This is a genomic window from Anabaena lutea FACHB-196, assembly GCF_014698305.1.
In the GTDB taxonomy this organism is placed as follows: domain Bacteria; phylum Cyanobacteriota; class Cyanobacteriia; order Cyanobacteriales; family Nostocaceae; genus Anabaena; species Anabaena lutea.
The window spans coordinates 89,945-105,019 of the sequence record NZ_JACJST010000005.1 but is presented as its reverse complement, the minus strand read 5'-3'; the positions used below and the strand labels follow the sequence as shown (position 1 = coordinate 105,019).

Here is a 15,075-nt window from a genome sequence, read left to right as displayed (position 1 = left end):
TACTTAGTTACCCAAAATCTCTGTCAATTTCTCCACCAAATCTTCTGCCAAATCCAACAACTCAATTTCATCAATCCCTTCATTCCTAGAACTGCGATTACTTCCTGCAACTGCAACACCACCAACTAACAAATTCTTCGCAGCAAAAATTCTTTCATTCTCTGTTAATTGACTCAGACAATATTCTAAACCTTCAATAATTTCTGAAACAGATTTATTCTGTAACTTTTCCCTTACCTTCACTGCAACCACATCATCACTTTCTAAAAAAGTTGTCAATAATTCTCTATGACTTGGTTCTTCTTCATCATCTCCCCAAGTTTCTAACCAATCACCATCTATATTTTCAAAATATAAATCTACAGAATCAAGACCATGATTTATCCAGTCTTGCTGCAACTGTCTACCTTCTTCTAAATGTTGCATAAACTGTGTAAATTGCTCTTGACCGTTAATTGGTCTTTCTTTTACCATGATTATTAACTCTCTTGAAGAACCATACTATAAAAATCATGAATGCACATAAACAGCTATAAATTGAATTTTAAATAAACACCTATTTGCAAATTATCGCTGTTATATAGTGAAATATTAACTATCTGTTTCACAAAACCATCTATACCAGGATTGTAACTTAAGAATAATCCTCTTTCTATTTCCCAATATTTAAGTGTGTTTTCCCACTTATCAAATTTATCTTGAGAATATACATCAGATAAGCTGGTAATTTGAATACATAAAGCCTGTTCTAGGCTACTACTAACAATTATATCAGTTGCCATCGACAAATCGGCAATATAAGACTGCCAGAAATCACCCCCACAGTTGATAATTTCCTTAGCTACTGCTGTCAGAACTTGAGTATCACTCTGATCAAATTCTCCAGACATTAATTTTTGTTTCCACTTTTCCAAATTGGGGTCAACTTCTTCCAGCCATTTGGGAAACAGATAACTATACCAATATCTTTCCGTTGGGGTCATGCGCTGATAATACTGTTGTTTCTCGTCTTCAGTAGCTAGACTTGTGATGTTTAAGTAAGTGCGAGCATCCCTAACTATCTGTCTGAGAAAGAAGAGGACAAATTTCTTCGCAGTCAAAGAACCAGGCTTGATATCTTTAACCCAGCGATTGATCTGTTTTAACCTTTTTTCTAAGTTTGGATCTACGGTCGATGCTTCCTCAATGAGTGACTTGAGTATTTCCTTAATCTCTTGTGGCTGCAAAAAAATTACACCTAAAAAATCGAATTTGTTTTATATACATTACTATCATTTAATACTTTTTTCAAGTAAAAAGATATAAAATCGCAATATTTCATTCCTCATATAGTTTTTTCTGACTCTATAACAATTTGTTCATTATCATCTCCCCAAGTTTCTAACCAATCACCATCAACATCATCACAATACAAATAGGCTGCATCCAGACCATATTTCATGATGTCATCCTGTAATTGACGGGCTGCTTCTAAATGTTGTAAAAATTTTTCTAATCTTTGTTGACGGTCAGTTAATTTTTGGTTAATCATCACTATTGATATTACTAAATCACTAATTCCACAAATAATCCTGCTATTGTTATTGTCAGTTGCAGAAATACAATCGCATCTCCACAACTGGCACAATTTATCATTGCCAATCCCCAACCTTATTTATGACTATCAAGTAACGCATGGCGAGAAAAAATACCCTTCAATTTCAAATTAGTAAATTCAATAACAGAATTGATTAACTCCTGTTGTTCGGAGTTTAAATTTAGTGCTTCTAATGCTTGATTAAGATTACTACCAATATGCAATTCATGAGCAAGTTGTGTACGTTGTGAAGAATCTAAAACTGCAAGAATTTCCTTATTTCTTCGTTGACGTACAGCTTGAAGTTTTTGGCGTTCCTGGGGAGTCAAATCATCTACAGAAAATACAATAATGTCGCTAGTATCTTCGCTGAATGAGGTGAATATTACTTGAGGGGAAGTAAAAAAATTATTTGCTGATGCTACAGTAATTCCGGGAAATAAGAAATTACAAGCAACAACAAGCAATAACACCAACAACCGTTTCGTCAATTTAATCATCATGTTGAGAAAAACCTAAATCAGATTCAAGACTGGGGCATAGTCAAGCCCTTATCATTTTCCTACTTATTAGGTAATACCATTTTTCAGAAAAATTGATACATATCATTTCTCCTAGCCCTGGTATGTTAGCGGCTTGAATTCCTTTTATATGTTTCAAATTTTAAGTAAATAGGCATAAACTAATGAGGGACTGAACAAATTTTACCAATGACTAATGACTAATAACCAGCCTTCGGACTGTCTCTATATTGGAGGCGGGGTCAAGGAGATAATGTTTTCTCTATGACTAAACTCAGGAATTGATAATAAAGAAATATATATCAGACGTATTAGAATTACGTTCTTTTATATTTACCGACTTGCCGCTATCATCAAAATCATTGCTAGAGGTAATAAGTCATGAGTGGACAGATTTTGGAAACATCAGCATTTACCGCCGTTACCCAAGATAGCGAAATCGATTTAGAGGCAGCTTTTCAAGAATCTCATATCCAAGACATTCTGGATAAGTTAGACCAGGAGTTAGTCGGCTTAAAGTCTGTCAAAAACAAAATCAAGGAAATGGCAGCTTTGTTGTTGGTTGACCGGATTCGTAAAAGTCTGGGTTTAACTGCCGGTGCGCCTAGTTTACATATGACATTTTTAGGCAATCCAGGTATGGGTAAAACTACTGTAGCCATGCGGATGGCAGAAATTCTTTATCGCCTAGAATATATCCGCAAAGAACACGTCATGTTAGTGACGCGAGATGATTTAGTTGGCCAGGGAATGGGGCAAACTGCACCAAAAACTAGAGAAGTTTTAAACAATGCAATGGGTGGTGTTTTATTAATCGATGAAGCTTATACTTTATACCGCCCAGATTATCCAGGTGATTTTGGTTTAGAAGCAATTGAAATTCTCATGCAGGTAATGGAAAATCAGCGAGATGATTTAGTGGTCATTCTGGCTGGTTATAAAGACCACATGGAGAGATTTTTTCACAGTAATCCGGGGATGAATTCTCGCATTGGTTTACACATTGAATTTAACGATTATGGCGTTGATAGTTTAATGACTATTGCCCAATCCCTAGTCAAATCACAAAACTATTGTTTTAGTTCAGATGCAGAAAAAGCCTTCCGTGAATATTTAATTAAACGGAAGACTATGCCCCATTTTGCAAATGCTCGCAGTGTTCGCAATGCCATAGACAGAGCGCGTTTACGTCAAGCTAATCGTTTACTGAGCAGTGGGAAGAAATTAAATAAGCAAGACTTAATTACTATCGAAGCAGTAGATATTCTGGCTAGTCGAGTATTCAGAGAAGGTGTTCCCGACTGCGAACCAGAAAGTTGATTTAGTCATTAGTCATTAGTCATTGGTCATTGGTCATTGGAAACACTATCACCAATCACCCATGACCAATTATCTCCTGCTAATTAGACTTTTTCATTCTGTCAATTTCTCGTTGTAATTCTTCAATTTGCTGCCTCAGTTTTTCTGATTCATTTTCTGGGTTTTCAACTTTGACATTAACGGCTCCCGTAGCTGGTGTTTGCTGATAGTTACCACGCTTTATTTGCTGATATTCTTCTGATACTGCCCAAGACCGTAAATAATGCAGGCGTTCGACTGGGAAAGGGTGAGTCAGCATTGTTCCTTGAGCGCCGTTATACATCAGAAATTTATATACTTGATTCAATCCATCATCATCTAGCGCTTGATATTTTTCAGACTGCTGGATAAATTCTTGTAAACTACATTCGTTGGCATATTTGTTACTACCACCGGAGATCTTCATCATTGAGGACATGACTGTATTTAGGTCATCTGTTACCAACAAGGCTGCACGATCTGCGGTTAGTTCGGCTTTGCGTCGCCATTCAAAAAAGGCATAAATCAAGGCTTGACTAACGAAATTGCCTAAACCGAAGGTTAACTCACCAATGACGGAAGCGGCACTCATCGCCCACATCGCCATTTGAATTAAAATAGTATGACCACATTTAATATGCCCCAGTTCATGGGCTAACACTGCCCGAATTTCGGCTTCGTTAAGTAAGTCTAGTATGCCTGTATTTACGACTATGTAAGGATTCTCTTGCCCTAAAGCATGGCTATTGGCTTGGGGATTGTGTGAAATAAATAGTGCAGGTTCGGGGTAAATGTCCAAATCCCGCACACATTCTCGAAATATCTGGTAAATAGTGGAATATTGGCGAGGCCCAACTTGGATGGTGTTACCCATTAAATAGACTAATTGAGGGCGTTCATAAATAAATTCTACAAATTTACGAGCGATTAAATCAAATCCCGGTAAGCTTCGTAAGGCTTGCTCTGCTTGCTGATCCAGTGGATGTCTGAAGGCTTCGCTGGAAATTCCTGTGTAAGTTGGCATAATTTAGGGAAGAGGGAATAAGGGACAGATGACAGGGAACGGGAAACAGGGGAGACACGGGGACGCGGGGACACGGGGACGCGGAGAAAATTAAGAATAACTTAATTACCTATCACCTATCACCTATCACCGATTACCAATTACCAATTACCAATCACCCCTGACTAATGACAACATAATAGAAATGGGGCAGTTCGGAAAAAGTCACTTGTTATGGGATGAAAAGCGTGTGATTGAGGCAGAAGTTCATTTGTCACTACATAACTTCCTGCGATCGCAGGCGGGGTTTCCTTCTTGGCCCCATCACTTGACGATGGCCAGGTTGGTAGCACGCGCCTTGCGCTTGGGACGTAGTGCTTTAATTCAAGTAGGGGCAGTTTGCGGTTATCAAGGACGATATCGCACAAGTTTTGTTGCCTCTGCTTTAATGTGGCATGGGCCTGTAATCATTGTTGCCACAGAAACTGTGCAGCAACGCTTGCTGTTAGTAGAAATTCCCCGGTTACAGCAATGGCTACCAGCGAACAAACCGATTAGAAGCGGTGACGCTTGGCCTAATCCTGAGTTTCAAGGGCTGCTGTTAACTTCCCCAGAAGCTTGGTTAAAAGGTCAGTTTGCTACTCAAAACCCATTTCCTCCAAATATTCCCACAATTATTGATGGTGTTGACGATTTGGAAGATTGGGTGCGTCATCAGCTGACTGAAGATATTCAACCCCATGATTGGGAGCAACTGATGTTGGCTTGTCCCTATGAAACTGAGGTAATTCGTGAAGCCAGGGTAAAACTGACACATGAACTATTTCAGCATCCAGAAAATCCCTATGAGTGTTATCTGATTTCTCAGCCAGAAACAGAAATTCTGCAACGTCTGTTTTTGGCTTTAGATCAAACTTGTCTTCCAGATGCTTGGAAACATTTCTGGCAGCAATTTCACAGTCTTGATGAAAATCTTTCCTCTCTTCCCCTATTCTGGGCTACTATTGACCGTCGTCAAGGTTTATTTTCTTTACATTATGCCCCGATTGAGTTTGGAAAAATTCTTGCTCCTATTTGGCAGCGGCAACCTGTAGTTTTAGTTGGCAGTGCTTTGGAATCGGAAACAGAGGCTCCTCTATTTCGTCAGCGTTTGGGGTTGGAGGATGTAACTTGCTTGAAGTTCTCATCTGATAGTCAAGGGGAAGCTATTCAACTTTATGTACCCTATAAGTTGCCTCTACCCAATACACCGGAATTTCAAGCAGCATTTATTCACAAAGTCCGCACTCTGGTGTGCTTGAGTGCTACAGCACCGGGGCTAACGGTGGTGTTAGTGGGAGATGTGCCACTTAAGTCGAGAGTGGGGGCAATTTTGGCTTCGGAATTTGGCTCGCGGGTGCAGGTAGAAAAAACTTGTTTGGATGAAAATGGTATTTTAGTAACTGGGTGGGAATATTGGCGGGAGCATCAAACTGTTTTACCTGCACCCAGGTTGTTAATGATTGCAACTTTGCCTTTACCATCTCTGGAAAATCCTTTAGTGGCAGGTAGGGTGGCTCATTACAAGCGATCGCACCAAGATTGGTTTCGTCTGTACTTGTTACCCACGGCTTTGAATGAATTGCAAAGAGCGATCGCTCCCGTCCGCGAAAATCAAGGTATCGTAGCTTTACTGGATAGTCGTGTCGTTAACCGCAGCTACGGCGCTCAAATTCTCGCTTCCCTAAGTCCTCTAGCCCGTTTGAACTATCTCGATCCCAGTCTGTTTTCTCAGACTAATGACCAAGATCCTGATTGAGCAATAATGAATAAGAAAAGATCAGCCCAACAGTTATCATCAAGTTAAATCGTCGCCATTTGAGACGAGAGATGAAATTTCTCAACAAGATCCAGATCTCACAATGTCTGGGAACATATACTAAGAACCTAAATTGAATTTTGAATTGCTAATTATGGGTGAAGCAAAACGTCGGAAAACCACACTTGGTGAACAATACGGTCAAGACACTCCCATCTTACCCTGGGTTCCCATCACTAAATCTCAAGCTGAACTATTTGTGAGTTTAACTACTCGTGGGGCTTGGTTCGGCATTGGTTTAATGGTTGTAGCATGGGTAACTATCCGTTTTATCGGCCCTGCTTTTGGTTGGTGGCAAATAGTAGATTAACAATCTCCGTTTTTGTATACGCGGAGATTCTGATTACTTTTACTCTTTGACAAGGCTTCTCTAGGAGATGCTAGGCGAAAGCCTACACAGAGTTCACCAGAAATGTGATATGGCAGGTGACAGGTGACAGTGTAAAAAGTCTTTTGGTGTATAGGTTTTATCAATGGGTTACGCAGTGCGTTAGCACTACAGTTGTTATCCGAACCATGTTGGCAGTTGCTATATCAAGTTTGCTTAACTACTTATAATTCCAAACTCTCCGCGTAAGAGCGTCACCCCATCCCCGCGTCACCCCATCTTCCCATCTCCCATCAATCCTAACCTTTTTGTGCTGAGGACAACTAGTGTTATATTTTTACTCAGCACTGTTTCGGTAATGTAAAGAAGAATTTCACTACACTATAGATAGAAGCAAAAATCCGAAAAGTCGCGCTAGAGTAAATGAATACCTTGAATAGTGCTGCAAACTGCCTATAAAACTTTAATATGGAGCTTTTCTGTATTTGACTAGCACCAGATTTGAGTTACGCTGAAGGCGGATTGCTGTAAGTAAGAGGCGACAATCACAGAAATGTCTAAAGACAATGTTAATTTTAGAGATTATAGCTGAAATTATAATCTTGCAAATTGAATAGTTTGATACGACAACTCTAATCGTTATCTACTACCCTAAGCAAGGTGACTAATTACAAACTTTACTGTTCTTTTGATATTGTAATGAATAGTTTACAATATCAAAGAATGGGAAAATCTAAAGAAAATATAAAAGAGACTCAAATGACTGTGGTGTCTGGAGGAAAAAAGTGTTTCTGAGACTGGCACATCAACATAGACAATTTGTCCAAGACTTGGTAATGAACCTGCAAGCCTTGGCAATAGTATTAGAACGGAGCGGCTATCTAGCTTCCTGCTATACCTGTGGCGACCAAATGAATAGTGCTTCGTTTATGGTGAGCTTGGGAGACAGCCACCTAATTCGCTTTCTAGTATCAGATTACGGAATTACTTGGACTGAAATGCGGGATGACCGCGAGCTAATGAAATTAGAAGGTGCAGAGGCAATTAACCAATTGCAAGAACTAGCAAATCTTGTCAAGCAATCTATGCAAACTTCTACAGGGAATAAAACCCTTGTCACGAAAGGCTAAGTTGTTAAAATCGATGGCAAACGGGTTCTACTTGTTGGTAATTGGGAAAAAGGTAATAGTAGCTTGATTCGTGAACACCTATTACCTATTCACCATTACCGGAAATTGACTGTTTTTTAACTGATTTGTTAAGTGTTTTTCAGCGTCTGCTAAAATCTAATGGGGAGGAATTAAACCTATTACCCATTAATCAGAAAAATTATTCGGTAGCTTGTCAAAGTTGCTACTCCAAAGATTTAAGATGTCTGAAGAAACACCAAATCAACCACAACTACCACCAATCAGCGCCATTGACAGGGTGACGAAAGCGGAATTTGATAATTGGTTTGAATATCCTGTGAGAGTGCAACCTCACCACACCGATTATGGAGGCATTGTTTGGCATGGTACTTATTTAACTTGGATGGAAGAAGCGCGAGTAGAATGTTTGCGCTCCATAGGTATTGAATTTGCTGATTTAGTAGCTTTAGGCTGTGACTTGCCTGTTGTAGAATTGTCGGTACGCTATCATCGGTCACTTCAATTAGGGATGATGGCGTTGGTAAAAACCCGTATGGCTGAGGTAACGGGTGTCCGAATTAATTGGGATTATAAGATAGTTTCCACTGATGAGCAGCAATTATATCTGACTGCCCAAGTGACGCTAGTTGCATTAGACCGTGAAAGAGGTAAAATTATGCGTCAGCTACCTCCTACATTCAAAGATGCATTGGCAAAGATTGCTACATCACATAAGTAATCAGTTAAAAATTCAAAATTAAGGCTCCTGAACTGGGATTAATTACGTACAGAGATTTGGGAAATGTTTTGAGTAATTTCAGCTAGTTTCTGCCAAATATCTTGGGGTGTAATCCCAAAACCAAAGTATAATAAAACCACTATCGCTGCAAAAGTAACAGCAGTTTTGATAGTGGTTTTTACTAATTTCCAAAGTATAACAAATATTATCCAAGCGACTATTAAAGTAATGATCATAATCTTACATCCTTGAAAATCAATGCTGTTAAATTAAGCTATTTATTATAGGCGAAAATGTCGAAATAATTGAGTTGATTCATGAAAATTTCATTAAACTTTTATTTTAAGTTAAATACAATAATCAAACCTTTTGAAAATTATGAAAATTATTTCACTGCGACTCAAGAATAATTTTTTAGGTTGGGATTTTGATGAACTTTATTGTGGATATTTAAATTTTAAAAATCATTTAACATCAACATAAATTTCTTTACCATATTTCTTATATTCATCATCAAGATTGTATAAGATATTGCGAATTTGTTGACGAATTTCTCTAGCAGGTTCTAAACAATCTCGTTGATAATCTTGTAAAGTTAATTGCAAATGGGGATAAAGGATTTTTAAAAAACCTGATGCTGTTTTGAGAATTGCTTTTTCATCTCTAACTGTAATAGTTTGATGATCAAATTGAGTATGTTGTTCAGCATATTGATAAAAACGATTATCTCTTCTTAAAGATAATAATGCTTCTCCAAAAAAGTCCATTTTTAAACCTATTTGATTAGCAATCATATCCCTTTGAAACTTAGGAATTTCCCAACCGGGTAAAATACCAGAGAAACGATCTAAAAATGCGGTTTCCCATAAAAATTTAGGTAAATTATTCATTAAATTATATCTATGTTTAGGACGTTGATCTCCATCTAGTTCAATGTTACCTAATAATACTAAAGAACAATCACTAGAAATAGGAATATCAGAAAACCCAGAACGGTTATAACGTCCATTTGCAAGATAGGTTTTTAAAGGTCCAATAATTTCATCAGGATTATCAAAAGTTAAACTTTGAATTTCGTCTAAAACCACTACATCATAACGTCCTAATAAACCCACTGATTTAGTTTGACCATCAATAAATAATTTTGCAGGTGTTATTTTACCTCCACTCACTACAGAGACTTTGTTATTGATATTTTCATAAACAAAACTTTTTCCTGTTCCTTTGGGCGCTAATTCCATAATATGATAATTAGATTCAACTAAGGGAATTAATCTAGTTAACATCCATGTTTTTGAGCGATAATTATAATTTGGATGTTCAGGATTAAAACCCATTGAACAAAACATTAAATCTCGCCATTGTTCTGTGGTAAACTGAGAACGATATTGAGCGTATTGTTGTAAATCAACTTCCGAAGATTGGAAAGGATCAAAATCAATAACTGATACTCTAAAATTATTATTCATATTGCTTTTCAGACGCAAAGTAATTTTACCCCATACCCCTTGTCTCAATAACTTTTGATAACGTTCTACAATATCTGTGGAAATTTCACAATCTGAAAAATTTAAAAGTGGAATATTCGCTAAAGGTTCAGGAATTTGTTTAGAGTTTGAGTCTAATTTTATTCTTACTTGTAATAGTGCAATTAATTTATGGGTTTGTCCTTGAGTAAGTTTAAATTTAATAACTTCTTGATCATCTTTTCTGGGAAAAGCTCTCTGCACAAAATCATTAATAATTGCTAATTCTAGATCGTTTAAAATTCCATTTCCCGGAACTTTTTTATCTAGTAACCACTCTGCAACAAAACTAGGAATACCTAAATTAGTTAGTCCACTAGAAGGTAAGCGTTTTTTATCAATACTGTATATTTGAAAGAATTGTTGAACCAAATCATTATTGTAATTAGAAGTCATCTAAATCTCCTTGAAAACCACTATTGTAAATTTGTTTAATAGTAATATATGATTCCGAGTCAAGTTTTGATTCTCCTAAATCATCATCATTAAAACTAAAGGTTAGTTTACCAGATAATTTAATAGTCATTTTATTTTTGTCTGGTGGTAATTTAGGATATTCACTAATTATCATTGGATGAATAATTTTATCATGAGGAGGAATAGTAAAATCTGGAAGTTCTACATTTTGAAAATTGCGTAACTCATTAATAGTTAGATGCAGATTACTCAAAGTTATGGGATAATAATTATGAATTGTAATGGTTAATTCTCCTGGTGTTGAACCTTCACATTTACCTACACAATTAACTATTACAGTTTCAGTAAATTTATTAGTAATTTCTTCAATTTCTGGGGTAGAAATATCAATATTGATATCTTGTTTATTATCTTGTGGTTGTTTTGTCTCAACAATTAAATCTAATTTATTCCATACTCTTAACCATTCTTCAGTCCAGTTACAAAGTGCTTTACCTTTAATCCAATAATGATCGTGTTCCAGGGTAAAATGTTTTAACCATTCTACTTCTGTAGAAATGACAATGTGGTTATTTTCTGGTGGATATGAACCAGTAGAATCTAAAATGATTTTACTCATTAATTTTCCTCCTGGTTATTCAAGAATGCTGCTAATTTTTGATATAGTTCTTGTCTTCTAGAAACAGGAAGTTGTTTAAATAAAGCAATAATTTGGTTTTCTATACTTTCAGATTGAATTGCTTGTATTTGATTATTAATATTTTCTAATGTTAAATCAGTATCATCTTGTTTTTTGATATTAGTTTCTTGTTGATTTTCCTGTTGTTGAAGATTTTCTAAGATAATATGATTTAATTTTTCTAATATCTCCTGGACTTTTTGTGCCAATTCTGGTTGAGTAAAACGGTTTTGTTGTTGACTAATTTCTTGGGATAATTCTAGTGCTTGATTTTTGGTTATTCCTCTGAGTCTTTCTTCCCAAAGTGCGATTTTTTGGACTAAATTTTGAGATTTAGTTTCAATGTCATTAATTATTTGCTGATAATGTGATTCTTGTTTGACAACATCATTAGTTAAGTTTTCAATTTCATTAATAGTATCAATGTAATCCTGTTGAGTTGCGTTATTACTCAGAGTTTTATAAAGAATTTCAATTTTATCTAAAGATACTTTAATTTCTGATTGATATTGAATATCAGTTAGTTTTCTATTAGCAACTTGAAGAGAGTAATTTAAGGTATCGAGTAAATGTTGCGGTAAGGAAACTTGAGCAATTTTTTCAATTGCTGTTTGAACTTCAACTTGATAACCACCCATTTCTTGTTCTGTTTTCAGAAATTCAGATTTTTCACTTAATTTTTCAACAACTTCATTAATTTTATCTTGAACTCTTTTTAAAGCATTAGTGTGACGTTGCTTTTGTTGTTGAGTAGGATAAACAATATCTGATGTACCAGATAATACTGATGATTTCGAGTTATTTACTAAATTAAAAGTTTTTGGTTTTGCTAATTGTATTTGCAGATGAGGATAAATATTTATCAACGCTTCCAGGTTGACATCATCAGATAACTTTTCTGCTGTTTCTATTGGTTTAAACCAATGATCAATTTTTTTGATTCCTGCTAATATTTGTTCTCTTTTAGGTTGAATTGCTTGCAATTGTATTTGATCAGGATCAGCAGAATTAATAAATTGATCAATTTTTTCAATTAATTTTTGCGCTTGGTTATAATCACATTTTTCTGGTATTTCTGGACATATAACAGGTTGACTACGAATTAACTGAGGTTTTTTAACAGATGTTAAAATCCATTCATTGACAAAATCTTTAGGTTTATCAAATACATTAGTTGTTACCCAATCTTTGATGGCTCTTTCTTCAATTGATACTTGATCTTTCTTGGTTTTGGGAATACCAAAGTTTCCTTTTAGGGTTACTTCAGCACGATGATAAGATATCCATCCTACAAATAGCATTGTAAAGGTATATTCATTATACCCAAAGGGAGGTTTAGATAATTCTTGCCAAATTTTATCTATATTAATAGATGTTTGTTGTTTATTTCGTAATGCTGTTAGTTCATCTATTTTATTCCATGCTGTTATCACATTTTTATTGGTGGGAATTTGCACAGAATATTTTTGAGAAGCTGTTTTAAATAATCCCCAACTATTAATAAATACTTGAGTAACTAATGTATGATATGATTGGTTAGGAAATTTAGTAGGATTGAGATCGTCTTCTAATAACCGTTTAGCTAGATAACCGATTATAGTATTTCCTGTAGAACTTTTTAACGCCATCTTATCATTTTTAGCAATGGGTGGTACAAAAGAATAGAGATTGCTTAAAAGATGACTAACAATACTTTCTCGATCTTGCTTTTCAATAGTATTAAGTTCATCTAAATTGAGACAATAATAATTTGCAGAAGCAATTACTTCTTTAATTTTCCTTTTGATTTTATCTTGCAATTCTTTACTTAATTGTTGTAAAGCTGTTCCCGCTTCCTGTTTTTCAGCAGTGGTTTTTCTTCTGATAATGTCTAGTTTTAATAAATCAACACAAATCTCTCTCACGGGTTTATTAGGAATAGTAACAGCAATACTATCTTTATGTTTAGATTGAGAAATTAGCTGATTTACTTTGGTGCGAATATATTGTATTTCTTCAATAGTCTCCGCTAAAACATAAGCAAAAATTCCTTTCCCTGCTGAGTTTTCTATGGTTTTATAATCGGATAAAGCTTGTTCAAAGTCTGTGATACTATAAAATTTATATTCAAAAAACCATTCATCATTCAAAAGTTGATTTTTTTCAATAAAAGCTGTTCCTTCAATTTTATCAAATTGCAAATAAGTTATAACTTCTTTTTGACAATGGTTAACAGCTAAATTAACTGAAATTTTATTAGCTTGTTTACTCGCTTCTTCTGCTATTTCTTGACTAATTTCTAGTAAGTTACTACCAGCATAAAAACGATAGGTATTATCTCCAGAATTGAAGTAAATAACTTTTCTGTCTTGGGTGAGTTTTTCTAAGGTTTCTTTTGTTTGTTTTTCAGATAAACCTGTTAATTCACTGAGAATAAAATCATGTTTTTCTGATGCTGGTTTATGAAGCTTATTGTGACTAACATAAAATAATAAAAGTCCTTTTAAAACTGCAATTTCTTCAACTGTAGCAGATGCAGCTATGGTATCATAGGCTTTTTGATATTCTGAATAATGACGATAAAATTCTGGTTGGTAAAAGTTATCTTTAAAAGCATCAATTAGGGAAATAGGAGCAAGATAGTTTAATTTACCGTTCTTTTCAACAGGTTGAGAGTTAATAAAATTTTTCACATCTTCTTTGATATATTGAATTGCTGTTCTACCTTGAGTAAAATCTAAGTTACAAAGCAAATAACTATTCAACGGATGAAGGGGAAAACAACCAATAGTTAAAGTGTTATTAAATTCCTGTAAACTCCAACCTCTTTCTCGATAAATATTAATTCTGTGTTCATGAGATTTTCTACTATCAGTTAAGAGTGTATTGTTCCAGATTTGAAAAAATTGATTCCATAAATTAGTGTTATCTTGTTTTGGTAATAAAGCTTTAATTACTAATTCTAAACTAGAAATTGGTTCATAAGTGCTTTCAGCAATTTCTAACCGAGAAGCAAGTTTTTTGTAATCGTCTGCTGATTGACTGGGAACTGATTTTAGTGGTCTAATTTGAGTAAAACAAACTAAAGCTAGTTTACTTTTATTGTTTTCACAAATATTGGTAATGCTTTGTAATGTAAGTCCTCCTGAATTAAATGAATCCTTAGCCCATGCTTGTAAATACGCATTTAGTTCATCAAATAAAATTAAAATTCCTGCATATTTCGCATTTTCACCAGAACATAATTGATTGATTAATTCTGCTAAGATTTCTTCAATTTTTAAATCTGTATCAAAGTCAATTGCAAATCCTTTATTTAGTTGTCTGCTAATTTCTTTAACTGTAGAAATTACCCGATAATTGTCTTTTTCTAATAAATCAATAAGACTGTCAAAATCTCCAAATTGGTTTCCTGTGGTTTCCAAGAAATGATTAACTTGATTAATTTGTTCTTCGGTTAAATTGTACAAATATTCCAGGGGTTTTTGACAAAGTTGCTGTGCTAATGAATCGGTAATACCTTCATTTTCTAATGTTTGACGCAGGGACTTTAAAAATATCTGTCTTAAATCTATTCCTTCATCGCCACTAATACAAATTACTAAATGTTTAGGATTCCGTCTTTTATAAGCTGTTAAATCTTCTAATATTCCTTGATTATTTTCTGCTGCAATTTTAATTTGATTTAATATTCCTTGAATTTCAGAACCATCTAATAATTGTTTAAAATAGTTAGCTGCAACTACAGCAAAGTGAGATTTACCTTTACCATAATCTTGCACAAATAAATGAATGTTTGAACTATTTGGACTTTGATAGCTTTTTTGAATTTTATCCAATACATCTAATGTAGAATGATTAAAAACAAATCCTTGACATAAAAGTAAGTTTTTTTCAGCATCAGCTATCATACCAAAATTAACGGCATTAGCTACCATTCCTGATTCATTAATTGTGACTATTTGGTTAAGTTGCATGATG

General features: G+C 34.9%; 14 protein-coding genes. 5 read left to right on the top strand and 9 right to left on the bottom strand.

Going from position 1 to position 15,075, the window contains the following annotated elements:
* Positions 1-3: 3 nt before the first annotated feature.
* The 4 genes from H6G59_RS07485 to H6G59_RS07470 form a co-directional block, all read right to left on the bottom strand.
* The gene (locus H6G59_RS07485) at positions 4-474 is read right to left on the bottom strand and encodes a hypothetical protein (RefSeq protein WP_190712959.1); all 471 of its coding nucleotides are present in this window, start codon (positions 472-474) and stop codon (positions 4-6) included.
* A 56-nt stretch (positions 475-530) separates the two neighbouring features.
* Complete coding sequence (locus H6G59_RS07480; RefSeq protein WP_190712957.1) at positions 531-1,226, bottom strand: hypothetical protein; 696 nt, start codon at positions 1,224-1,226, stop codon at positions 531-533.
* 98 nt (positions 1,227-1,324) lie between these two features.
* Positions 1,325-1,531 carry a hypothetical protein gene (locus H6G59_RS07475; RefSeq protein WP_190712956.1) on the bottom strand — a complete coding sequence of 69 codons (207 nt, stop codon included), beginning with the start codon at positions 1,529-1,531 and terminating at the stop codon, positions 1,325-1,327.
* 119 nt (positions 1,532-1,650) lie between these two features.
* Entirely contained in the window at positions 1,651-2,079 is a 429-nt protein-coding gene (locus H6G59_RS07470; protein WP_190712954.1) for a hypothetical protein, read from the bottom strand.
* Positions 2,080-2,478: 399 nt separating this feature from the next.
* Between H6G59_RS07470 and H6G59_RS07465 the strand changes: the two genes are divergently transcribed.
* Complete coding sequence (locus H6G59_RS07465) at positions 2,479-3,417, top strand: AAA family ATPase (RefSeq protein ID WP_190712951.1); 939 nt, start codon at positions 2,479-2,481, stop codon at positions 3,415-3,417.
* 79 nt (positions 3,418-3,496) lie between these two features.
* Here the strand turns inward: H6G59_RS07465 and H6G59_RS07460 are convergent, their stop codons facing one another.
* On the bottom strand, positions 3,497-4,459 hold the full coding sequence (locus H6G59_RS07460; RefSeq protein WP_190712949.1) for a M48 family metallopeptidase: 963 nt from the start codon (positions 4,457-4,459) through the stop codon (positions 3,497-3,499).
* Positions 4,460-4,688: 229 nt separating this feature from the next.
* Between H6G59_RS07460 and H6G59_RS07455 the strand changes: the two genes are divergently transcribed.
* The 4 genes from H6G59_RS07455 (at position 4,689) to H6G59_RS07440 (ending at position 8,493) form a co-directional block, all read left to right on the top strand.
* Complete coding sequence (locus H6G59_RS07455; RefSeq protein WP_190713250.1) at positions 4,689-6,236, top strand: ATP-dependent DNA helicase; 1,548 nt, start codon at positions 4,689-4,691, stop codon at positions 6,234-6,236.
* Between the two features lie 154 nt (positions 6,237-6,390).
* On the top strand, positions 6,391-6,606 hold the full coding sequence (locus tag H6G59_RS07450; protein WP_190712948.1) for a DUF2839 domain-containing protein: 216 nt from the start codon (positions 6,391-6,393) through the stop codon (positions 6,604-6,606).
* An 803-nt stretch (positions 6,607-7,409) separates the two neighbouring features.
* A complete protein-coding gene (locus H6G59_RS07445) occupies positions 7,410-7,754 on the top strand; it encodes a DUF1815 family protein (protein WP_190712946.1) in 345 nt (114 codons plus the stop codon).
* 241 nt (positions 7,755-7,995) lie between these two features.
* On the top strand, positions 7,996-8,493 hold the full coding sequence (locus H6G59_RS07440) for an acyl-CoA thioesterase (RefSeq protein WP_190712944.1): 498 nt from the start codon (positions 7,996-7,998) through the stop codon (positions 8,491-8,493).
* Between the two features lie 38 nt (positions 8,494-8,531).
* Here the strand turns inward: H6G59_RS07440 and H6G59_RS07435 are convergent, their stop codons facing one another.
* The 4 genes from H6G59_RS07435 to H6G59_RS07420 form a co-directional block, all read right to left on the bottom strand.
* On the bottom strand, positions 8,532-8,729 hold the full coding sequence (locus H6G59_RS07435; protein WP_190712942.1) for a hypothetical protein: 198 nt from the start codon (positions 8,727-8,729) through the stop codon (positions 8,532-8,534).
* Positions 8,730-8,957: 228 nt separating this feature from the next.
* The gene (brxL, locus tag H6G59_RS07430; protein WP_190712940.1) at positions 8,958-10,415 is read right to left on the bottom strand and encodes a BREX system Lon protease-like protein BrxL; all 1,458 of its coding nucleotides are present in this window, start codon (positions 10,413-10,415) and stop codon (positions 8,958-8,960) included.
* Positions 10,405-11,055: a hypothetical protein gene (locus H6G59_RS07425; RefSeq protein WP_190712938.1), complete on the bottom strand. Its 651-nt coding sequence runs from the start codon at positions 11,053-11,055 to the stop codon at positions 10,405-10,407. Before H6G59_RS07425 ends, brxL begins: the two co-directional genes overlap by 11 nt.
* On the bottom strand, positions 11,055-15,071 hold the full coding sequence (locus H6G59_RS07420; RefSeq protein WP_190712936.1) for a V-type ATP synthase subunit I domain-containing protein: 4,017 nt from the start codon (positions 15,069-15,071) through the stop codon (positions 11,055-11,057). The genes H6G59_RS07425 and H6G59_RS07420 overlap by 1 nt, the downstream gene beginning before the upstream one ends.
* Between the last annotated feature and the right edge of the window lie 4 nt (positions 15,072-15,075).

What these genes read in the sequence shown, in the direction of transcription:
- H6G59_RS07485 (WP_190712959.1), bottom strand. Translation starts at nt 474, where the DNA reads ATGGTAAAAGAAAGACCAATTAACGGTCAAGAGCAATTTACACAGTTT.
- H6G59_RS07475 (WP_190712956.1), bottom strand. Translation starts at nt 1,531, where the DNA reads ATGATTAACCAAAAATTAACTGACCGTCAACAAAGATTAGAAAAATTT.
- H6G59_RS07470 (WP_190712954.1), bottom strand. Translation starts at nt 2,079, where the DNA reads ATGATGATTAAATTGACGAAACGGTTGTTGGTGTTATTGCTTGTTGTT.
- H6G59_RS07465 (WP_190712951.1), top strand. Translation starts at nt 2,479, where the DNA reads ATGAGTGGACAGATTTTGGAAACATCAGCATTTACCGCCGTTACCCAA.
- H6G59_RS07460 (WP_190712949.1), bottom strand. Translation starts at nt 4,459, where the DNA reads ATGCCAACTTACACAGGAATTTCCAGCGAAGCCTTCAGACATCCACTG.
- H6G59_RS07450 (WP_190712948.1), top strand. Translation starts at nt 6,391, where the DNA reads ATGGGTGAAGCAAAACGTCGGAAAACCACACTTGGTGAACAATACGGT.
- H6G59_RS07440 (WP_190712944.1), top strand. Translation starts at nt 7,996, where the DNA reads ATGTCTGAAGAAACACCAAATCAACCACAACTACCACCAATCAGCGCC.
- H6G59_RS07435 (WP_190712942.1), bottom strand. Translation starts at nt 8,729, where the DNA reads ATGATCATTACTTTAATAGTCGCTTGGATAATATTTGTTATACTTTGG.
- brxL (WP_190712940.1), bottom strand. Translation starts at nt 10,415, where the DNA reads ATGACTTCTAATTACAATAATGATTTGGTTCAACAATTCTTTCAAATA.
- H6G59_RS07425 (WP_190712938.1), bottom strand. Translation starts at nt 11,055, where the DNA reads ATGAGTAAAATCATTTTAGATTCTACTGGTTCATATCCACCAGAAAAT.
- H6G59_RS07420 (WP_190712936.1), bottom strand. Translation starts at nt 15,071, where the DNA reads ATGCAACTTAACCAAATAGTCACAATTAATGAATCAGGAATGGTAGCT.